This is a genomic window from Rhodoflexus sp., assembly GCF_053489755.1.
Window position 1 is genome coordinate 50,595 of the sequence record NZ_JBRCHD010000061.1, and the last position, 20,927, is coordinate 71,521.

Genomic DNA, 20,927 nt, shown 5'->3' on the forward strand with positions numbered 1-20,927 from the left:
AAAAACATCATGAAACAAACGATAGAAAACTGGTTTCAGACTTTACAAGACAACATTTGTGCGGCTTTGGAAACTGCCGACGGCGTGGGCAAGTTTGAGCAGGACTTATGGCAGCGCGAGGGTGGAGGTGGAGGCAGAAGCCGCGTTATCCGCAACGGCGCGGTGATTGAAAAAGGCGGTGTCAATTTTTCCGCCGTCTTTGGCGAGCCGCCCGAAAAAATGCTGGCTGCATTGAAACTTGACAAGGCAGATTTTTTTGCTACCGGCGTTTCCATCGTCTTACACCCACATAGCCCAATGGTGCCGATTATCCACATGAACGTCCGTTATTTTGAGATGAGCAACGGCATTTGGTGGTTTGGCGGCGGCATTGACCTGACTCCGCACTACGTAGTACCGCAACAGGCAACATGGTTTCATCAGCAACTCAAAGCTGTTTGCGACAAGCACGATGCTGCTTACTATCCTGAATTTAAAAACTGGGCGGATGATTATTTCTACATCAAACACCGTCAGGAAACGCGGGGCATTGGCGGCATTTTCTTTGACCACCTGAACACCCAAAAAACAGGCAAAAGCAAGGAAGAACTCTTTGCTTTTGTGCAGGATGTAGGCAATGCCTTTGCCCCGATTTACACGCACTTGATGCAACTCAATCGCGATTTGCCTTTTGGCGAACAGCACAAACAGTGGCAGCAGTTGCGACGCGGGCGCTATGTGGAGTTCAACCTTGTGTGGGACAAGGGTACGAAGTTTGGCTTGGACACCGACGGGCGCACAGAAAGCATCCTGATGAGTATGCCGCCACTGGCGCGGTGGGAATACAACTTTACACCGCAGGAAGGCAGCCCTGAAGCCGAAACGCTCAAGCAACTCAAAAAAGGAATCAACCGCATACCTTAAAAAATATCAAGGCTAATATGCTGATTAACAGGCTATCAGGCGGCATGGGCAACCAACTTTTTCAGTATGCTTTCGGGTTGTACTTAGAGTTGATTGGCAAGCGGAAGGTGCTGCTGGATGCTGCCTATCTATCAGAAAACAGACACGCGGCGCTGCTCACCCATCGCGATTATAGCCTGAATATTTTCAGCATCAAGCCAAATTTTTGCAACCAGTGGCATTTGGCGCTTTTTCAGCAAAGCCGCTACTGGCGACTCAACGCACTGGCTGAAAAGATTTTTGATATTCGGCGTTATCAGATTGTAGAAGAAATAGGCAATTTCACAGGAACGGACACACTGCCATCTCATGCGCTGCTTTTAGGACACTGGCAGGACTATCGCTATGTACGGGCTGTTGAGCCAACCTTGCGCAAGCAACTACAATTTCGCAAACCCCTCAAAGGCGAGGCGCTGCAATGGCAACAACGAATTGATAATGAACCTGTTGCGGTAGCGATGCACGTCCGTCGCGGCGACTATTTGAAGCCGCACGTAGCCCAGTCGCTGCCGCCGCTTCCTTTGGACTACTACGAACGCGCTGTCAGGCAAGTCCTTGACAGCCAAGGGGAAAGCGCATTTTTCTACATCTTTTCCGACGATACAGACTGGTGTAAAAAGACCTTTGCAAGTTCGGATTTTTCGCACGAAGTAGTGCCAAATAACATTGATAATCAGCCTTTTGCAGACTTTCAGTTAATGACGCGCTGTCGGCATTTCATTATTGCCAATAGTACGTTTTCGTGGTGGGGTGCATGGTTGGGTACAGCGCCCGACAAGCAAGTCTGGACTCCTGCTCGCTGGTATGCCACACCCGAGTTGAATCAGCAAAAACGGACTAAATTAGTGCCGCCTGAGTGGCATACGGTCTGATGATAAAACAAGAGGCTGTCCAAAAAGTAACATAGACTCTAGTCTGTGATAGTTGAAATACTTGATAATCAGACGGCTACAAACTAAAGTCTGGTGCTATATGTAGCCTTTCCGGACAGCTTCTTGCAGTAAAATCCAATGCAGTTATTAGTTCATCATCCGCATCATGCCGCCTCTGCCGGGCTGAAAGTTGTTGGCAGGGTTCAGCGACTTGTTGAGCGAATAGGTGAATGAGAGCATAATAAAGCGTCCCAGATTGTTCACAACGGTCTGTTGCAGGAAGTTTACATCTGCCTGCTGGCTGATACCAAGACTTTGGTCGAGGAAGTTATTCACTGCAAATTTCATTTCACCCGCACCTTTGAGAAACACTTTGGAGATAGACGTATTCAACAGTGGCAACGCCTGACGGAAGTCGGTTGTGCGGCTGGTAAACAGGAAGTAGTCATAGTCCACGTTCAAACGGAAATCCAAAGGCAGTACTACGTTCATTTCTGCGCCATAAGTTTGGTTCAGGAAGTTTTGCTCGTTGGCTTGGTTGCCCGATGAGTTAGCGCGATCAAAAGTAGTGCGCTGTTGATTCACATTGGCTGTCAGTGAGAAGTCAAATTTCTCGCTTGGACGGAATTCATAACGAGCATCACCTACCAGCGTGCGACCATAGGCAAAAGTGCTTTCGTTGTTCAGCAGGTTAATAGAACGGTTGCCGCCGCCGCGTCCGCTGAGGTTGAAGCGGCTCTTGATCGGTCTGATCGGGAAGCCAAAGTTCATGTTAGCTGATGCATTGATAAAATCTGCCACGTTTACAGGCTGCGTCGTGCGTACAAACTGCTGGTCAATCAACTGGCTGTTGACAATTTTATTGGTGGTATAAGTTGCGTTGAAACCGCCAAAGAAGTTGATAGATGTAAACTGATCAAAGGTGAAATAGTTGGCGCGGAAACGGTGGTTGTACTCAGGGCGCAGCTCAGGATTACCCACATAAATATTCAGCGGGTCGGTGTTGTCCACAATCGGCTGCAACTGCGTAATGCTCGGCGCATTAATGTCTGTGTCGTAGTCAAAGTTCAAACGTTTGGTGCTGCTGAAATCCATGCGCAAACGGGCAGAAGGCAACAAGTTGTTGAAAGTTTTCTGAATGGAAGTACCGCGATTAATGATGTTGCCGCGCAAATCCGAATTTTGGTAGTTTACACCCATCGTCAGGTTGATTTTTTGCTTTACATAGCGGAAGTTAGCGCCTATGCGCTGGAATAAAAAGTTGTTGTCAAACTCGTTGGTCAGGTTTTGATTCACGGTCTGCTCGCCGTTGTTGATGTCAAATACTTTTTGGTCGGAAGTATTGACCGTATTGCGAATATTATAGTTCATTTCTAAAAACTTACGTCTGCCCAAAGGTTCGGTGTAGCTCAGATTGCCGCCGTAGGTATTGGTCATCGTGTTGCGGGTATTGATCTGGTTGATGTTCTCCGTCCGCATCAGTCCGCCCGTTTGCGGATTGAAAAAGCGGTTCACAGCTGTCAGTTCGCCTTCGCTTTCGTTGCGGTTCATGTTCAGCGTAAGTGTTGCCGACATGGTGCGTCCGCGCTTGGCGAAGCGGTGGCGGAACAATAGTTCGTTGTTCCAGCTCATGCCCGAACCAATGTTGATATTGTCGCGTGAGCCTTCGTTTTGCAAAATGCCTGCCGCGTTGAAGGTCTGATTATCGCTGATGGTGCGGAAATCGTTGTTGTTCATGCTGAACACCGTATTGTAACGGATACTGTTTGCCGAGTCAATTTTGTGGTCTAATGTAGCGTTCAGGCGGTGCGAAGTCGTTTGATTGTTTTGGCGATTGTCTTGCTCGCTGCTAAAGTTGCCTGTCGGCAGGAAATTAATCTGGTTGGTTTTTTGATCCAATCGGTGCGCCAAATCGCTGAAGAAGTAGCTGCCGTTCAGTTCGGTTTTCTTGTTGAACGTGTGGTTAAAGTTGATACCACCTGCCCAGTTGGTCATGATACCGTTGGGTCTGCCGCCGAAGTTCACAGGCACGCCACGTATATTTCCACCGCCGCCACCGCGAAAGAGCGCGCCAGCGCCGCCGCTTCTACCAGCAAAGCCAAAATATTCAGCAGGAGAAAAGCCCTGCTGGTTAATATTATTGCCCATGCCAAGGAAAGAAAGTTGTGTTGTTTTGCTAAAGCGGTTATAGCTTGCTTTAGCTTCATAGCGAAGCTCCTCTTGTGAGTCTGCACCTGCGCCTGCGGTGAAGTTGCCAAAACCGCCGTTGCTGAATTCTTCTTTCAGTTCCAGATTGATGGTTTTTTCGCGGGAGCCGTCGTCAATGCCCGAAAACTGCGCCTGATCGGATTGGCGGTCAAATACCTGAATTTTTTCAATCGCTTTGGCCGGCAGGTTGCGGGTCGCCAGCTTGGCATCGTTGCCGAAAAAGTTTTTGCCGTTGATCGTAACGCGCTGTACATCCTCACCCTGTACCTTGATGCTGCCGTCTTTTTCTACCTGCACACCGGGCAGACGCTTGAGCAAATCTTCTACAGCTGCATTGGCTTTGTTGGTTTCAAACGAGCTTGCGTTAAATTCCAGCGTGTCCTTTTTAATAGTTACCGCATCGCGCTCGCCTTTGATGACTACCTCGTTCAACTGGCGGGCTTTGATTTGCATCATAATCGTGCCTACATCCTGTACGCCACCCGAAGCAGTTACGGCTTTCATGTAGTTCTGATAGCCTGTGTAAGTAACTTTGAGGATGTAATTGCCTGCGGCAACGTTGCGCAGTGTAAATTCGCCGTTTACATCGGTTCGCCCGAAGGTTGCCAGCGCAGAGTCTTTGGCATTGAGCAGCATCACTGTTGCAATCGGCAGGGCAGTATTGGTTGTGTCCATTACTTTGCCTTTAAACGTGGTTTGCGACCACGAAGCAAGACTCACCGCGATAAAGCTAAGAAATAGTAATACAAATTTTTTCATCTGAAAGTTTTTTGACTTGCACAAAGGTAGCCCCCAAACCACACACCCTGCGTTAATGTGTCTTTAAGCAATGTTAATCAACCTTAATACCTGCATTTCCCCCTGTATTGCATAGCTTTGCACTGTTTTTTTCCATTGTCCAATGAATAAAAAAATTGTCAAAGTAGGCGATATAGCCTGTGGTGCGCCCGAGTTGTTCCTGATTTCAGGCCCCTGTGTAATTGAGGACGAAAGCACGATGATGCGCACGGCAGAGAAATTGCGCGAGGTAGCGGAGCGCGTAAAAATTCCTGTGATTTTTAAGTCGTCTTTTATGAAAGACAACCGCAGCAGTTTAGACTATTACATTGGTCCCGGGCTGGACGAGGGGCTGAAGATGCTGCAAAAAATAAAGGAGCAGTTTGGCTTTCCTATCCTTTCCGACGTACACTACCCCGACCAGTGCGTTGCTGCAGGCGAAGTACTGGACGTAATCCAGATTCCTGCCTACCTGTGTATGCAAACCACGCTGATTGTAGCTGCTGCCAAAACAGGTAAAGTTGTGAATATCAAACACGGGCAGTTTCTTGCGCCCGAAAACATGGCAAAACCTGCCCAAAAGTGCGTGGACAGCGGCAACGACCAGATTATTCTCACCGAGCGCGGCTATACTTTCGGCTATAATGACCTGATTGTAGATCCGCGCAGTTTCTACCATATGAACCGCACGGGCTATCCGGTGGTATTTGACATTACGCATTCCATCCGCAAATATGGCATCCCAAGCGCCGATGCAAAAGGCGGAGCCAGAGAGTTTATCCCTGTGCTTTCGCGTGCGGGGGTAGCTGCAGGCGTAGATGGCGTATTCATTGAAACCCACCCCGAACCTTCTAAAGCCCTTTGCGATGCAGCCAGCCAGTTATGTGTGTATGATTTGGAAGAGTTCCTAAAGCCAATTCTGGAACTGCACGCCGTTGAGGTAAAATACAGAGGTTAATCTTCAGATTTTGCTATCCTGAATTTATTGAAAGAGTCATCCCGATTTTTTTGGATGACTCTTATTCCTGCCACTTATATCTCCTGTGGCATTTTGTCGGGTTTGGCATAGCTGAGCCGTGCCAGTCGCTGCGTCTGGTGATACCCGTCCAACGAGGAGCAGGTAATAGTGCCTGCTTTTTCGATGTCTAAGTAACCATCGGCTGCGATGCAATCGGCCGGTGCAAAAATTTCTTCTACCTTACCTATAATCAGCACAGTGCCGTTGATCGCAAGGTCGTGGCGTTCGGCAAAAGACAAGCCAATCCGCACGTACGATTCGGCTACATAGGGCGCTTTAACGGTGTCGGTGTGCAGTGGAGTAAGTCCAACAGCTTCAAATTCAGATGTTTCGTAGCGAGCAGCCGTTTGGTGGGCTTGTTTGAAGAAGTCTGCACGGATATGATTGAGCGTAAAGTAGCCCGTTTCTTGCAGGTTGGCAAGCGTATCGCGGCGCACCGAATCGGGGCGCACGAGCATCCCCATCAATGCAGGGTTTGCGCCCACATGAAATACCTGACTAAAGATAGCAAGGTTCGTAATACCTGCTATATTCTGCGTTCCTACGAGGCACACACTTTTGAACCCACTCAGCGAGTTAATTAAATTGGTGCGAAACTGCTTTTCCATCTGCTCGAAGTCAGCAGTGCGAAAAGTGGCAAAATTGATTGTTTCCATATCTTTGCTATAATCCTGTTTTGCCTGCAAATGTTTTCACAAATTCGTTTCATAGATCTGCCTGCCCGTCATCGGCAACTGCTGCCACTGACAGCTACGCGCCCGATTGCCGACTTGCGCGTGGGTATTATGCGCATCCGCGACAAGTGGCAGCGCCGATTGCCTACAGCAAATTTTGACAACTCGCCACACAGAGGCACTTGTCTGTACATTAATGGTGCAGCGCTGCCGACAGATGGTTTGGTAGCCGCCATTGATCATTTGCCGCCCGAGCATAGTCTCTGGTCGGGTGATGAACTGCTTGTTTATCGAGCGTCTGTTGTTTACGAACAAGTAAAAGAACTGATAGCCGCAGCCGCTCAAAATCGCATACAAATTGTGCATACAGCCATCATCGGGCATTTAACAGATATTTTTGTGATGAATCGGCAGGAAATTGAGGCTGATTTGCAGATCATTAGAGGCTTGCGGCAAAGCTATCCGTTGACGGATCGCCATACAGCAGTTTACGGAGCAGAAAATATTTTCATCGAAGAGGGCGCTGTCATCAAGGCTGCTGTATTGAATGCAGAAAACGGCCCAATTTATATTGGCAAAAATGCCGTAGTAGGGGAGGGCAGCCTGATCAGAGGAGCGTTTGCACTCTGCGAAGGGGCACAACTCAATATGGGAACGATCATTCGCGGCGATACGACCGTAGGCGACTACTGCAAAGTTGGCGGCGAAATCAGCAACAGCGTTTTTTTGGGTTACAGCAACAAGGCACACGAGGGCTTTATGGGTAATAGTGTTGTCGGTGAGTATTGTAATCTGGGTGCCGGAACGACCGTCTCCAACATGAAAAATACTGCCGGACCGGTTAAACTCTGGAACTATGCGCTTGATGACTTTGAGATCTTGGATCGGCAGTTTTGTGGTGTTTTCCTTGGCGATTTCTGCATGACAGGTATCCACACAACTTTCAACACAGGAACGGTTGCAGGCCCGGGTCTGAACCTGTTCGGTGTGGGTATTCCGCCTAAATTCATTCCGCCCTTTGCATGGGGCACTCCTCGTATGCTAACCGCTTACCAACCTGAAAAGTTAAAACAGACCATTAACAGGATGCGGGCATTCAAACAGCAGCCGCCGATGAATGAACAGGAGGAAAAGGCATTGCAGGCGCTTTTTCCGGCAATGAGCGACTACCTCATATCAGCAGCGTATGCGCCGGAAAATATACGGTAAATTTAGAGCCTTTCATCAACTCACTCTCCAACTCTATTTTCCCGTTGAGTGCCTCTACCTGCGACTTAACCAAGTAAAGTCCAAGCCCTTTACCCTCTACGTGCGTGTGCATCCGTTGGTACAGCCCAAAAATTTTGTATGGATCAATGGATTGCAGATCAATGCCAATGCCGTTGTCTTTCACTTCGAGGCATACATAGTCGCCTTTGCGAAACGATCGTACGTGGATTTCTGCCTGTATGTCATCTCTTCGATATTTAATGGCATTAGAAATCAGATTGTACATGATGCTTTGCAAATAGGCTTTGATCGAATAAACTCCCGGGTACTGCTCAAAATTTGTGTAAATCTTCGCATCTGCCAGCATAATTTCGTCTTCGAGTGAAGATATTACCCAGTCGGATACCTCCTGAAAAGCAATCATTTCCTTAGACTTGTTGATGCCCTTGCGAATAGAGAGGATCTGATTCAGGTCGCGGATGACTGTGTCGAGGCTATTGACAGATTTGTCTAAATGGGCAATAATTTCTTCATTGATGGCCCCTGAGGTACCGCTTTCAATTTTGATAATATCAACCAGCCCTGCAATACGAGCAATTGGCGATCGGATATTATGCGAAATGATGTACGAGAATTGTTGCAGATCTTGGTTTTGTTCGGTAAGCTGGTCAATTGTTTGTTTCAGCTCTTCGGTGCGTTTTTCTACAGTTCGTTCCAAATTTTCTTTGAGCGACAACACATTTTCCTGTTGGCGCTTCAATTCTTGGTTAAGCTTAACGAGCATCTCGTTATTGCGTCTCTTGTTTTTAATGTTTTGGAACAGAATAGCGATAAACGCAATACCGGCCAAAAACGCAATACCTACAACTGTCAGCAGGTAGCGTTGCTTTTGTAGCAAACGGTCGCTCTCAGCCTGCTGCTTTTCCAACTCGCGTTGTAGCCGATCCAGTTCGTATTTGATTTCCAGTTCAGAAAGTTGCACGTGCTGAAGCCTGTTGTCTAGACCTTCTTTCAAATCGCGGTAAGTGGTATAGTAGTGCAGCGCTTTCCGATAGTCGTTGAGCGCTTTGTAGTAGTCGTACAGCGCGTAAGAGAGTTGTAACTGGAGGTTGATATTGTCGTGTTGAACGGCGTGTTCCAATCCCTTGAGCGCACTGCTGATCGCCAGATCGCGTTTGCCAAGCTCCCAGTAAAGTTTTGACATTTCGCCGTAGATATTGACATCGTTGGTTACGAAATCGCCTTTCATGCTGTATTCGATTGCCCGATTCAGATAATCTAAGGCATCGTCGTAGCGCTTTTGTTGCTGGTAAATGCGGGCAAGGGTAGTGTAGATTTCAGGCATTTTATAGGTGCCGCCAATCCTATTGCAGATGTCCAGTACTTGCTGAATGATACTGATAGCTTCTTTGTATTTTTTTAGTTCGTAGTAGGCCAGTGCAAGGTCTGCCATGTTAGACACATGTCGCATATCGTCTTTGGCACGTACCGCATAGGTTGCTCCATCGGCGTAGGCATTTACTGCTTGCTGGTAACTGCCTTGGTCGAAATACACATTGCCAATATTATTGTAAGAGATACTAATACCGCTTAGGTCGCCAATACGTTTGCGGATGTTAAGGGCGTTATGGTGGTATTCCAATGCCTTTGAGTAGTTGTTCTGCCGCCGGTTGATGAACCCAAAATGGCTATAGGAGGTAGCTAATTGGATGCTGTCTTGCACAAACTGCTGTAAACTAACTGCCTGCTCTAAGTGGATGATAGCCGAGTCATATTCCGACCGTAGGATATACAAGGAAGCCTTGAGATTCAGCAGTTGCATAATAGCAACAGTATCTCGGATGCGTTCGGCAAGTTGCATACCCAAATTTGCCTGTGCCATAGCAGTTTTTATACTAAAAGCCCGCCCTGCGGATGCCAGTTGGACGTAGTAGAAGAGGCTATCCTTTGTCGTGCGGGCATTTGCAAGCTCCTGCAAGAGATTTTTGTACGTTTTGCGTTGTGCTGCTGCGCTTTGAATGAAAATGCAGGTCAAAGCGAACCATAGTGATATTCTAAAAAAAGCACGTGGCATTCCGATTGATTTATGAGACTTCTAATGTGCTTTTGCCCAAGTATCTTTGAGCGTTACCGTGCGGTTGAATACGGGCTTATCTGTGCTTGTATCAGCATCTGCGCAGAAGTACCCTAATCGTTCAAATTGCCATATACTACCGGCATTGGCTTGGAGCAAACTCTTGTCAATTTTTGCATGACTGATTACTTCCAGCGAATGTGGGTTAATGAAATCTTTCCAGTCCTTGCCTTCAGGTATCTGTGAAAGATCTTCGATAGTAAACAGGCGGTCGTAGAGGCGCACTTCTGCCTCTGCTGCCTCCTGAACCGCTACCCAATGGATCGTACCTTTTACTTTCTTACCCGATGTATCCGAGCCGCTGCGGCTTTCGGGGAAGTAGATGCAGCGTAGTTCTGCAACGTTACCTGCGTCGTCTTTAATCACTTCCTCGCATCGGATAATATAGGCATATTTGAGGCGTACTTCGCCGCCGGGGGTCAGACGGAAATAGCCCTTGGGCGGATTTTCCATGAAGTCGTCTTGCTCAATGTAAATTTCTCTACCAAAGGGAACTGATCGGCTGCCTGTTTCAGGTATTTCGGGGTTGATCAAGGCAGACATTTGCTCGCTTTGTCCTTCGGGATAGTTGGTAATAACTACCTTTAGCGGACGCAGCACAGCCATTGTGCGTGGTGCGGTTTTGTTCAGATCTTCGCGGATACAGAACTCCAGCAAAGATACGTCTATGATATTATCGCGCTTAGAAACGCCGATTTTTTCTGCAAAGTTGCGGATAGATGCAGGTGTGTAACCACGGCGGCGCAAACCGGAAATAGTCGGTAGGCGCGGATCGTCCCAGCCGTTTACATAATTGCCTTCTACCAGTTCCAACAGTTTGCGCTTGCTCATCACTGTGTAGGTCAGGTTGAGGCGTGCGAATTCTATCTGCTGTGGGTGGTAGATGCGCAACTCTTCAATTAGCCAGTCATACAGCGGGCGATGTACCTCGAATTCGAGCGTACAAATGGAATGGGTAATACCTTCGATGGAGTCGCTCAATCCATGCGCAAAGTCATACATAGGGTAGATACACCAGCGATCGCCTGTGCGATGGTGATGTGCCTTTTTGATGCGGTAGAGCACCGGATCGCGCATGTGCATATTAGGCGACGCCATGTCAATTTTGGCGCGTAGTACTTTGCTGCCTTCCTCAAACTCGCCTGCCCGCATTCGGCGAAATAAGTCAAGATTTTCTTCAATGCTTCGGTTGCGGAATGGGCTTTCTTTGCCCGGAACAGTTGGAATGCCGCGTGTGGCAGCTATTTCTTCCGCCGTTTGGTCGTCCACATATGCCTTGCCCTCCAAAACCAGTTGCTCGGCCCATAGGTATAACTGGTCGAAATAGTCGGAAGCAAAAAATTTTCCATCCCACTCAAAACCCAGCCAGCGCACATCATTGCAAATAGCATCTACATACTCGGTATCTTCCGTAATAGGATTAGTGTCATCAAAACGAAGATTGCATTTGCCGTTATACTTTTTTGCCAATCCAAAGTTCAAACAGATAGACTTTGCGTGTCCGATGTGCAAATAGCCGTTAGGTTCGGGTGGAAAACGTGTATGTACGCGCCCCCCAAAGCGACCCGACTCGTTATGACTATCTATAATTTGTTCAATAAAATTTCCTGATGATTTGCGTTCTGCTGCTTCCATTTGCCGGGTGAGTTGTCTTGTCGTTTATCTTTAACTTGCAAAAATAATAAGTAACTGCGAAAAGGCAGCAATTTTTGCTAATGCTTACATGATGCCTGTGGCAGCCGGTAAGCGAGGCATATCCGAAAAAATACTAACTTGCGGCTTAGTGGATCGAGATCTAATTTGATAGACTTTGGAAAACTACATTGTTTCAGCCCGGAAATATCGCCCGGCTAACTTCGAAACCGTTGTTGGTCAGCAGCACATTACCGTTACGCTGAAAAACGCCATTAAAAGCAATCATCTTGCGCAGGCCTTCTTGTTCTGCGGACCGCGGGGCGTAGGCAAAACAACCTGTGCGCGTATTTTAGCCAAAACGATCAACTGTCAAAATCTTACCCCAGAAGGTGAAGCCTGTGGTGTCTGCGATTCATGTAAGGCTTTTATTAATGGTACATCATTGAATATCAGTGAGTTGGATGCGGCTTCTAACAACTCGGTAGATGACATTCGCGGGCTGATTGAGCAGGTGCGCTATCCGCCGCAGTTTGGCAAACGCAAGGTATATATCATAGATGAGGTGCACATGCTATCAACGGCAGCCTTCAATGCGTTTTTGAAAACACTCGAAGAGCCACCGCCCTACGCCATTTTTATTCTGGCAACAACCGAGAAACATAAGATCCTGCCCACTATTCTTTCGCGCTGTCAGATTTTTGATTTCAACCGCATCCAGATTAAGGATATGGCTGATCATTTGGCAAAGATTGCCGCAAAAGAAGGCATCACAGCAGAGTATGAAGCGCTCCGGCTGATTGCGCAAAAAGCAGACGGAGCGCTGCGCGATGCCCTGTCTATGTTCGACCTGATTGTTACCTTCTCCTCAGATCGGAGCATTAGCTACAAGCAAACCATCGCCAACCTACACATTCTGGACTATGATTACTATTTTCAGATCACAGATGCGCTGACCGCAGGCGATCTCTCTTCCGCGATGCTGATTTTCAGGCAGATTTTGCAGCAAGGCTTCGACGGGCATAATTTCATCGTCGGGCTGAACAAGCACCTGCGCGACCTGCTGATGTGTAAGGACAATGCTACTGTGCAATTGCTCGAAGTTTCCGATGAAGTAAAACAGCGCTACCTGAAACAAGCCAACCAAGTAGGCAGCGGCTTTCTGATTTCTGCCTTGACCATTGGCCACGACTGCGATATACATTACAAAGCCAGTAAAGATCAGGCGCTACATGTAGAAATTGCGCTAATGAAGATGGCGCACCTGACAGCTGCTATCAACCTCGCCCAACTGGCAGAGGAGCTAAAAAAAAAATTGAATTGATGAATGCGCAGTCGTCGCAGCAGGAAAATAATCGCTCGTCGAAAGTTCTGCCACTTGGTTATACGCCGCTCAAAAGTGCGCCCAAAGTGCGCTTTCCTACGGAACAGTATCAACCGCCGCCTGTAGCCGCACCCAAAGACGCGTCGCCGTTGCCCGATATGCCGCCTGTAGTAGCCGAGCCGCAACCAGTTGTAGAAAAAATTCCTACTGAAGCGCAGTTACAGGAAGCATGGCTGCTGTTTGCCGAAAGATACAAGCAAGACAAACCATTAGTAGCCAATATGCTAACGTGGAAACCGATCAGTTTTGCTTATCCCGTAATTACTCATGCATTGCGAATGAATGCTACAGATGCGAGCTATTTTAAGGAAGTGCGAAATGAACTGCTTGGCTTTCTCAAAAAGCAATTGAACAACAGTCGTCTGGAACTGACAACTATAGAAGTGGCTGCAACAGAAAACACAGGCATGCAAAAATTATATACCAACAGCGAGCGCTTTAATTTTATGGCAGATCAAAATCCGCTGCTCCACGATCTTCGCCACATGCTGGGGCTTGACATTGAATAACCAATGGAAACAACGACACTCAACGATATACTACGCAAACACGTCCCTACTTTGGCATCTGTTGTCCCTTTCGATTTGCGTGGCCCCGAAATCCTGCACTTAGATCTGACCGCAGCTAATGAGGATCTGCACCGCATTGATTTGGCAGACACCGCCACTTTCAGCACATACATTTTTGGAAGAATTGCACAGGCAGGCGCTGTGGCGGCTGTGGGAGGCTACAACGAAGACAGATTTGTCTATCACAGAAGCCGCCACTTCGACGGGGCAGCAGAAGCCCGAACTATTCACTTGGGGATAGACATATGGGCGGTTGCGGGTACTCCTGTTGCAGCACCTTTAGCCGGAATCGTACACAGCTTGGCCAATAACAGCACCTTCGGCGACTACGGCTATACAATCATATTGGAGCACCAACTCGAGGGCTACAAATTTTTCACGCTCTACGGGCACTTATCTGCAAAGTCTGTAGAAGGCATGTATGAGGGAAAACCTATTGCGGCAGGTCAAGTTTTTGCATGGTTCGGCGAGCCGCACGAAAACGGTAACTGGCCGCCGCATCTACATTTTCAGTTGATCACAGATATGTTGGGGAGGAAAGGTGATTTTGCAGGGGTTTGCGCAGCATCCGACCGTCTGCGGTATCTCCAAATTTGCCCAGATCCGGCAGTTATTCTAAAGCTATCAGATTAAAGTTCAATGTAATATCTTCGGCGTACTCTTCGCCGCTCTCTTTCATGTCTATATCTTCGGGATGGTAATACCAGTTAATCGTAACAGTGCCGTGCCCTTGCCTTTGGTAGTCCTCGAGCATGTCAAAAAGTTCCAAAAAGCGACGCGAGGTGCTGGTGTTGTAGTAAGACATGCGGAAATTCATTACAATATTCCGTCCGGGAGTCTTTAGGTATTCGGCAAGCCAGTTGAAAACAGGCTGATAGAACTCAAGCGTATATTCGTGATAAGATTCACCGCTAATATTCAACTCGCCTGTTTGCGCATTAAAATTAATTTCGGGGATGAACGTATCGGCTGCTATAAAAAAATTTTCCATGGTTAGATATGTTTTTGTTCCTCAATCTGTCAGAGACCAAGTACTAAAAAGCAAAACGTATTTGATGGTAATTCATTGTCAGTCCACGTATGAGTTTGCCTTGCTAACTTTCGCTGCGAAGATAAGGAACACGTTACCGTCTTCCATTGGGATAATTTCGTATTGGATAGGCGAGCCTGATTTACGTACAATTTCTATCAAGCCAATGCTGCCGCCTACGCTGCCTTCGCGCGCGGGTTGTCTGCGCTGCTCGCGGTAGTACTGCTTCAGTTCATCAGTATCAAGCGAGTTGATATAGTCGCATTTTTGGGCAACATAGGTTGCGTTTTCGGGTTTTGCTGCGTTGCCCGAAGCTACTACGTAGTGCGTATCCGATTCGCCGACAGCCACAATGCCCACACCTATTTCGCGCTGATCTTTAACAGAGAACTCTTTGATTGCCGAATAGTGAAAAATATTTTGGGAAAGCTCTACCACCAAGGCAAACAACCGGCGCGCAACCGCTTCATTATCAGGTCTTCTTTTTAGACTTAGTGCGATCAACGATAAGATATCCTGAGAGATTATCCCCTGTGCAACCATGGAGACATGGTGCAATCGCAATTGGCTAAAAAACTGGTAAGTACTAAAAGGTTGCTTGTCAGTGCTCATGCCCGGCAAAATTTGCATGCAATTTATATTTAAATTCATTCACAATCAAACTGCACGGTTGCAAGTGTATTTTTTTACAAGAGTCGTATCCGCGCAAATAGCAAGCATTTGCGCATAGGTCAAGCCCGAAACAGGGTGCTGCCAGTGGGGGGCAATCTCCTTGAGCGGTTGTAGTACAAACCGTCGCTCTGCAATAGCTTGGTGTGGAACTTGCAACCTTTCCGATGTAATAACCAAATGATCAATAGCAATAATGTCTATGTCTAAGGTGCGCGGCCCCCAGTGTTGCAGCCGTTGCCTGCCTGCTTGCTGTTCTATTTGTTGCAAAAGTGTGAGCAGCTCCTCTGGCTGTTGTTCAGTCTGCACTACAAGCGCCTGATTTAAGAAGTCGGGCTGTTCGGTAAACCCCCACGCAGTAGTTTCGTAAATACAAGAAAAACTGTGAACACGCCCAACCTTCTCCTGAATCATTGAGAGGGCAAGTTGCAGGTAGTTGCAGCGGTCGCCCATATTTGTTCCAAGCAGCAAATGGGCTGTATATTTTGGCATAAAAACAGTAGTTTTACGCAAACTTAATCTGATTATGGCGCAATTTTTCAAATTCGTTTTTGCCACAATAGTAGGCATCCTCATGTTGCTGTTTTTTGGCATACTGCTCATACTTGCCGTAGCCTCTGCGGACGATACAGACACCAGGAAGATCAACGAGAACAGCGTACTTCGACTGTCGCTCAATATGCCCGTTAATGAGCGTAAAGAGGAGAATCCTTTTGAAAATCTGAACCTGCCCGGTATGCCTTCCCCCAAAAGCATGGGCTTGTTAGAACTGCGTCAGGCAATCAGCAAAGCCAAGGACGATGAAAGAATCAAAGGCATTTACATGGATGCAGGTAATATTTCAGCAGGTTTTGCAACCTTAGAAGAAATTCGCCTCGCCTTGCTGGATTTTAAAAAGTCAGGTAAGTTTATATATGCCTATTCTGAAATCATATCTGAACCTGCATATTACATTATTTCTGTCGCAGATTCTATCTTCCTGCATCCCCAAGGTGGCATAGAGCTCAATGGACTTGTAGCCGAAATAGGATTTGCCAAAGGTATGTTTGAAAAAATCGGTGTAAAGCCCGAAATATTCCGCGTCGGCGATTTTAAAAGCGCCGTAGAGCCGTTTATGCTCGATAAAATGAGCGAGGCTAATCGTCTGCAAACAAGTGCTTATCTCAATAGCATCTATGACCATTACCTGAAAGGTATTGCCGAAAGTCGCGGTATTCCATTGGAGGAGTTGAAAAATATGTCAGCCAAAATGCTTGTACAGATGCCTCAAGATGCGGTGCAATATAAGTTAATCAGCCGCACAGCCTATTACGATGAGGTAGAGGCAAGCATTTGCAAGCAATTAGGGCTGGAAGACGATAAGAAAAAAATCAACTTTGTTTCGCCCCTGAGCTATGCAAAAGAACAAGCGAAAGAGGGCAGCTACAGCAAGAAACGCATCGCGGTTATTTTTGCCGAAGGCGAAATTCAAAGTGGTAAGAGTACAAATTCGGCTGTTGGCTCTGAAACAATCGCCGAAGAGTTGCGCAAGGCCCGCAGAGACGATAAAGTTGCAGCCGTTGTACTGCGCATCAACTCGCCCGGCGGAAGTGCGCTGGCTTCAGACGTAATGTGGCGCGAAGTATTGGAAACCAAAAAGAAAAAGCCTGTTATCGCGTCTATGTCCGATGTAGCAGCTTCGGGTGGCTACTACATAGCAATGGGTTGTAACAAGATTCTTGCCCAGCCTAATACCATCACAGGATCAATCGGTATCTTTGGGATGCTGTTTGATGCCAGCGAACTACTGACCAACAAGATCGGATTGACCTTTGATCGTGTTGAGACCGGAGAGTTTGCCGATCTGGGTACGCCAACCAAGAAATTTACCGACGCGGAGCGTCAGATAATCCAGCGCATGGTTAACGACGGCTACGAAAACTTTACCTCCAAAGCAGCACAAGGGCGTAAGATGCCTTTGGATACACTCAAGAAATTTGCCGGTGGCAGAGTCTGGACAGGCGAGCAAGCGCTCCGAATCGGGTTGATAGATGAATTTGGCGGCTTAGACGATGCTATCCGCATAGCTGCAAAAGAGGCCAAACTAAAAGAGAACGAGTACGTAACGCGTTACTATCCTGCCAAAAAAACATTCCTTGAAAACCTGAAAAGCAGCAACGAGATGATGGAAGATTACCTGCTGAAGAAAAAAACGGGTAGTCTCTATCCGCTGCTGAAGCAGATCGAAAAAATTCCGAACTATCAGGGCATACAGGCGCGTTGGCCATATGAGGTAAAATTCCGCTAACTCGTTTGTAACTTTGTCTATGCAATCTTTTTCGCACCTGCACTGTCATACCCAATTTTCACTGTTAGACGGCGCTGCCAGCATTTCAGGCATGATGAAAAAAGCCGCTGCCGACGGCATGAAAGCGGTAGCGCTGACTGACCACGGCAATATGTTCGGTGCTTTTAAGTTCGTAGCCGAAGCCGACAAGTACGGGGTGAAGCCTGTGATTGGCTGCGAGTTTTATCTTGTAGCCGATCGTCATAGGAAAGAATTTGGCAAGGGCAGCAAGGATCAGCGCTTCCATCAGTTGCTGCTTGCTAAAAATGCTGAAGGGTATCGGAATCTGTCTAAGTTGTGTTCGCTGGGGTTCATTGAGGGCTTGTACAGCAAGTACCCGCGCATAGACAAAGAATTGATCCAGAAATATCACAAAGGACTGATTGCGACCTCTTGCTGCATCGGTGCGGAAGTGCCGCAGGCGATTATCCATCAGGGGGCAGAGGCTGCTGAAAAGCTACTTAGATGGTGGATAGAACTCTTCGGGGAAGACTATTACATCGAACTACAGCGCCATCATATCGAAGACATAGACGGTACGGGCATCAGTCAGGAAGATGTCAATCAAACGCTTATAGGCTTTGCAAAAAAATACAACCTGAAGATTATTGCAACTAACGATAGCCATTATATTGACCAGAAAGATGCCGCTCCACACGACATTCTACTTTGTATCAATACGGGTGAGAAGCGAGCTACGCCTATCGGCGATGGTAAAGGTTTCCGATTTGGTTTCCCCAACGATGAGTTTTTCTTCAAATCGCAGGCAGAGATGAACCGCCTTTTCAGCGATCTGCCACAGGCGCTTGACAACACCAACGATATTGTAGAAAAGGTTGAGAAGTTAAAACTCAAACGGGATATTCTCTTGCCTAACTTTCCACTACCTGAAGGTTTCCAAACGCAGGATGATTACCTACGTCACCTGACTTTTCTTGGCGCACGGCGTAATTACGGGACTATCACCCCAGAAATAGAAGAGCGCCTGAACTTTGAGCTGGAAATTATCCGAAAGATGGGCTTTCCCGGCTACTTTCTCATTGTGCAGGATTTCATCGAGGCTGCCCGCCGGTTGGGTGTAGCCGTTGGACCGGGGCGTGGTTCGGCTGCAGGTTCGGCAGTTGCCTATTGTACAGGCATTACCAACATAGATCCGATTAAATACAACCTGCTTTTCGAGCGCTTCCTGAACCCTGAGCGCGTGTCTATGCCCGATATTGATGTGGATTTTGACGACGTAGGACGCCAGCGCGTCATTGATTACGTAGTAGATAAATATGGTAGAAATCAGGTAGCGCAAATCATAACCTACGGCAGCATGGCTGCCAAAATGTCAGTCAAGGATGTAGGGCGCGTATTAGACTTTCCCCTCGAAGAAACCAACCGGTTAGCCAAACTGATTCCTGAAAAGCCCGGAATGACGCTTTCAAAAGCATACAATGAAGTACCGGAGCTGGCTGCTATTCGCAAGGGCAACGATCTGCGGGCCGAAATCCTGAAAAGTGCGGAAATCCTCGAAGGCTCGGTGCGCAACACAGGTATCCATGCGGCTGGCATTATCATTGCCCCCGACGACCTGACTGAATACATCCCCGTCTGCGTTGCCAAAGATTCCGACCTGCTCGTTACCCAGTTTGACGGCAAGGTGATTGAAGATGCGGGCATGTTGAAAATGGACTTTTTAGGACTCAAAACACTGACCATCATTCAGGATGCTATCAAACTCATCAAGAAAAATCACGGGCGAGCAATAGATATAGATCGCATCCCATATGACGATCCGAAAACCTTTGAACTCTACCAGCGGGGCGAAACAGTCGGTACGTTTCAGTTTGAATCTGAGGGAATGCGGATGTACCTCAAAGAGTTAAAGCCGACTAATATAGAAGACTTGATTGCGATGAATGCCCTCTACCGTCCGGGGCCGATGCAGTTTATTCCGAACTATATCGCTCGCAAGCACGGGCGCGAGCAGGTAGAGTTTCCCCATCCGCTGTTAGAGCAGATCTTGGGCTATACCTTCGGTATCATGGTGTATCAAGAGCAGATCATGCAAACGGCGCAGATCTTGGCGGGTTACTCGCTCGGCGGCGCGGATTTACTGCGCCGTGCGATGGGCAAGAAGGACAAGGAAAAAATGGCAAAGGAAAAAGACAAGTTTGTCGCCGGAGCCAAAGAACTGCACAACATTCCGAAAAACAAAGCCGAAGAAATTTTCGGCATCATGGAAAAATTTGCTGAGTATGGTTTTAATCGTTCCCACTCGGCAGCTTATTCTGTAGTAGCCTACCAGACAGGCTACCTAAAAGCTAATTACCCTGCTGAATACATGGCATCGGTTCTTACCCATTCAATGGGCGATATTGACAAGATCAGTTTCTTCCTTGAAGAATGCAAACGCATGGGACTGACCGTTTTAGGCCCCGATGTAAACGAATCTTCTGCTACGTTCGATGTAAACAAAAAAGGGCAGATCCGCTTTGGTTTGGGGGCTATCAAAGGCGCGGGAGAAGCTGCTGTAGAAAGCATCATTGAGGAACGCGAGAAAAACGGTGCTTTCAGTAGCATCTGGGACTTTGCCCAACGCATCAACCTGCGCACCGTGAACAAGAAAACATTCGAAAGCCTTGCCTACGGCGGGGGATTCGATTGCTTTACCGATATTCATCGCGCACAGTATTTTTATGCACCCGAAGGCGAGGGTTCCGGCATTGAGAAACTTATCCGCTATGGCAACGCTGTCCAAAGCGAAAAGCATTCTTCACAAGCATCGCTCTTTGGTGGCGGAGGGAGAGGAGCTGTAACTAAACCTAAGTTGCCCCCCTGCGAACCGTGGACAGACCTGATCAAGCTCAAATTTGAAAAGGAGGTAGTAGGCTTCTATCTTTCAGGGCATCCGCTGGATCAGTTCCGCGAAGACATCAAAAACTTCTGCACTTGCTCAGTTACCGAAATTGAAAATTTCAAAGGGCAGGAAATTAAAGTCGCGGGGATTGTTACTAATGCCAACAATCGCGTAGGTAAAAATGGTAAGCCTTTCGGTATTTTTACCATCGAGGACTATCATGGTTCGCTGGAGTTTGCCCTTTTTGGCGAGGACTACCTCAAGCACAGCTATCTGCTTTCCATTGGTCAATTTCTTTTTATCAAAGGCAAGGTGCAGGAGCGCTACGGACAAATTGGTGCTTGGGAGTTCCGCCCAACACAGGTGCAACTCTTAGCCGATGTTCGCGAGAGAATGATCCGCACGCTGGAGCTGCACATCAACGTGGAGCAAATCTCCGCCCAAATGCTTACTGCGCTGCAAAAAGCCGTTCAGGAACACACAGGTAGCTGCGAACTACGCGTAAGCGTTTTCGACCCGACTCAAAACCTGCGTGTAGAGAGTATATCGCGCAAATACAAAGTCAATCCCGCCAACGATTTTCTCCAAAAACTGACAGCCATGAATTTGGAATATCGAATGCTTGGTTGATTTGATGA

At 47.5% G+C, this 20,927-nt stretch carries 16 protein-coding genes; 9 read left to right on the plus strand and 7 right to left on the minus strand.

The window, feature by feature from the left end; genetic code table 11:
* The first annotated feature begins 9 nt into the window (after positions 1-9).
* The gene (gene hemF, locus ACWIP2_RS13935; protein ID WP_448520555.1) at positions 10-903 is read left to right on the plus strand and encodes an oxygen-dependent coproporphyrinogen oxidase; all 894 of its coding nucleotides are present in this window, start codon (positions 10-12) and stop codon (positions 901-903) included.
* A 17-nt stretch (positions 904-920) separates the two neighbouring features.
* Entirely contained in the window at positions 921-1,814 is an 894-nt protein-coding gene (locus ACWIP2_RS13940; protein WP_448520556.1) for an alpha-1,2-fucosyltransferase, read from the plus strand.
* Positions 1,815-1,961: 147 nt separating this feature from the next.
* On the opposite strand, the gene ACWIP2_RS13945 is transcribed toward ACWIP2_RS13940, so the two are convergent.
* The gene (locus tag ACWIP2_RS13945; RefSeq protein WP_448520557.1) at positions 1,962-4,781 is read right to left on the minus strand and encodes an outer membrane beta-barrel protein; all 2,820 of its coding nucleotides are present in this window, start codon (positions 4,779-4,781) and stop codon (positions 1,962-1,964) included.
* Positions 4,782-4,923: 142 nt separating this feature from the next.
* Between ACWIP2_RS13945 and kdsA the strand changes: the two genes are divergently transcribed.
* A complete protein-coding gene (gene kdsA / locus ACWIP2_RS13950; RefSeq protein WP_448520558.1) occupies positions 4,924-5,757 on the plus strand; it encodes a 3-deoxy-8-phosphooctulonate synthase in 834 nt (277 codons plus the stop codon).
* 74 nt (positions 5,758-5,831) lie between these two features.
* Here the strand turns inward: kdsA and ACWIP2_RS13955 are convergent, their stop codons facing one another.
* A complete protein-coding gene (locus ACWIP2_RS13955; RefSeq protein ID WP_448520559.1) occupies positions 5,832-6,473 on the minus strand; it encodes a flavin reductase family protein in 642 nt (213 codons plus the stop codon).
* Between the two features lie 30 nt (positions 6,474-6,503).
* Here ACWIP2_RS13955 and ACWIP2_RS13960 point away from each other — a divergent pair, with 30 nt between their 5' ends.
* On the plus strand, positions 6,504-7,700 hold the full coding sequence (locus ACWIP2_RS13960) for a putative sugar nucleotidyl transferase (RefSeq protein ID WP_448520560.1): 1,197 nt from the start codon (positions 6,504-6,506) through the stop codon (positions 7,698-7,700).
* Here ACWIP2_RS13960 and ACWIP2_RS13965 read toward each other — a convergent pair.
* On the minus strand, positions 7,663-9,678 hold the full coding sequence (locus tag ACWIP2_RS13965; RefSeq protein WP_448520561.1) for a tetratricopeptide repeat protein: 2,016 nt from the start codon (positions 9,676-9,678) through the stop codon (positions 7,663-7,665). The genes ACWIP2_RS13960 and ACWIP2_RS13965 overlap by 38 nt on opposite strands.
* 117 nt (positions 9,679-9,795) lie before the next feature.
* Positions 9,796-11,469 (minus strand): glutamine--tRNA ligase/YqeY domain fusion protein, encoded by a 1,674-nt coding sequence (locus ACWIP2_RS13970; protein ID WP_448520562.1) that lies wholly within the window; start codon positions 11,467-11,469, stop codon positions 9,796-9,798.
* A gap of 175 nt (positions 11,470-11,644) precedes the next feature.
* Here ACWIP2_RS13970 and ACWIP2_RS13975 point away from each other — a divergent pair, with 175 nt between their 5' ends.
* From ACWIP2_RS13975 to ACWIP2_RS13985, 3 genes are read left to right on the plus strand one after another with little or no spacing between them, the layout of a single operon-like run.
* Positions 11,645-12,790, plus strand: coding sequence for a DNA polymerase III subunit gamma/tau (locus ACWIP2_RS13975; RefSeq protein WP_448520563.1), 1,146 nt, complete (start codon positions 11,645-11,647; stop codon positions 12,788-12,790).
* Entirely contained in the window at positions 12,790-13,359 is a 570-nt protein-coding gene (locus ACWIP2_RS13980; RefSeq protein WP_448520564.1) for a hypothetical protein, read from the plus strand. The genes ACWIP2_RS13975 and ACWIP2_RS13980 overlap by 1 nt, the downstream gene beginning before the upstream one ends.
* Before the next feature lie 3 nt (positions 13,360-13,362).
* Positions 13,363-14,052, plus strand: a complete 690-nt coding sequence (locus ACWIP2_RS13985; protein WP_448520565.1) for a peptidoglycan DD-metalloendopeptidase family protein — start codon at positions 13,363-13,365, stop codon at positions 14,050-14,052.
* On the opposite strand, the gene ACWIP2_RS13990 is transcribed toward ACWIP2_RS13985, so the two are convergent.
* From ACWIP2_RS13990 to folK, 3 genes are all read right to left on the minus strand, one after another.
* Entirely contained in the window at positions 14,030-14,410 is a 381-nt protein-coding gene (locus ACWIP2_RS13990) for a DUF1987 domain-containing protein (RefSeq protein ID WP_448520566.1), read from the minus strand. The genes ACWIP2_RS13985 and ACWIP2_RS13990 overlap by 23 nt on opposite strands.
* A gap of 78 nt (positions 14,411-14,488) precedes the next feature.
* Positions 14,489-15,061, minus strand: a complete 573-nt coding sequence (locus ACWIP2_RS13995) for a SiaB family protein kinase (RefSeq protein ID WP_448520567.1) — start codon at positions 15,059-15,061, stop codon at positions 14,489-14,491.
* 45 nt (positions 15,062-15,106) lie between these two features.
* Positions 15,107-15,610, minus strand: a complete 504-nt coding sequence (folK, locus tag ACWIP2_RS14000; protein ID WP_448520568.1) for a 2-amino-4-hydroxy-6-hydroxymethyldihydropteridine diphosphokinase — start codon at positions 15,608-15,610, stop codon at positions 15,107-15,109.
* A gap of 34 nt (positions 15,611-15,644) precedes the next feature.
* Here folK and sppA point away from each other — a divergent pair, with 34 nt between their 5' ends.
* Positions 15,645-17,405, plus strand: a complete 1,761-nt coding sequence (sppA, locus tag ACWIP2_RS14005; protein ID WP_448520569.1) for a signal peptide peptidase SppA — start codon at positions 15,645-15,647, stop codon at positions 17,403-17,405.
* A 19-nt stretch (positions 17,406-17,424) separates the two neighbouring features.
* Positions 17,425-20,919, plus strand: a complete 3,495-nt coding sequence (dnaE, locus tag ACWIP2_RS14010; protein WP_448520570.1) for a DNA polymerase III subunit alpha — start codon at positions 17,425-17,427, stop codon at positions 20,917-20,919.
* Positions 20,920-20,927 lie beyond the last annotated feature (8 nt).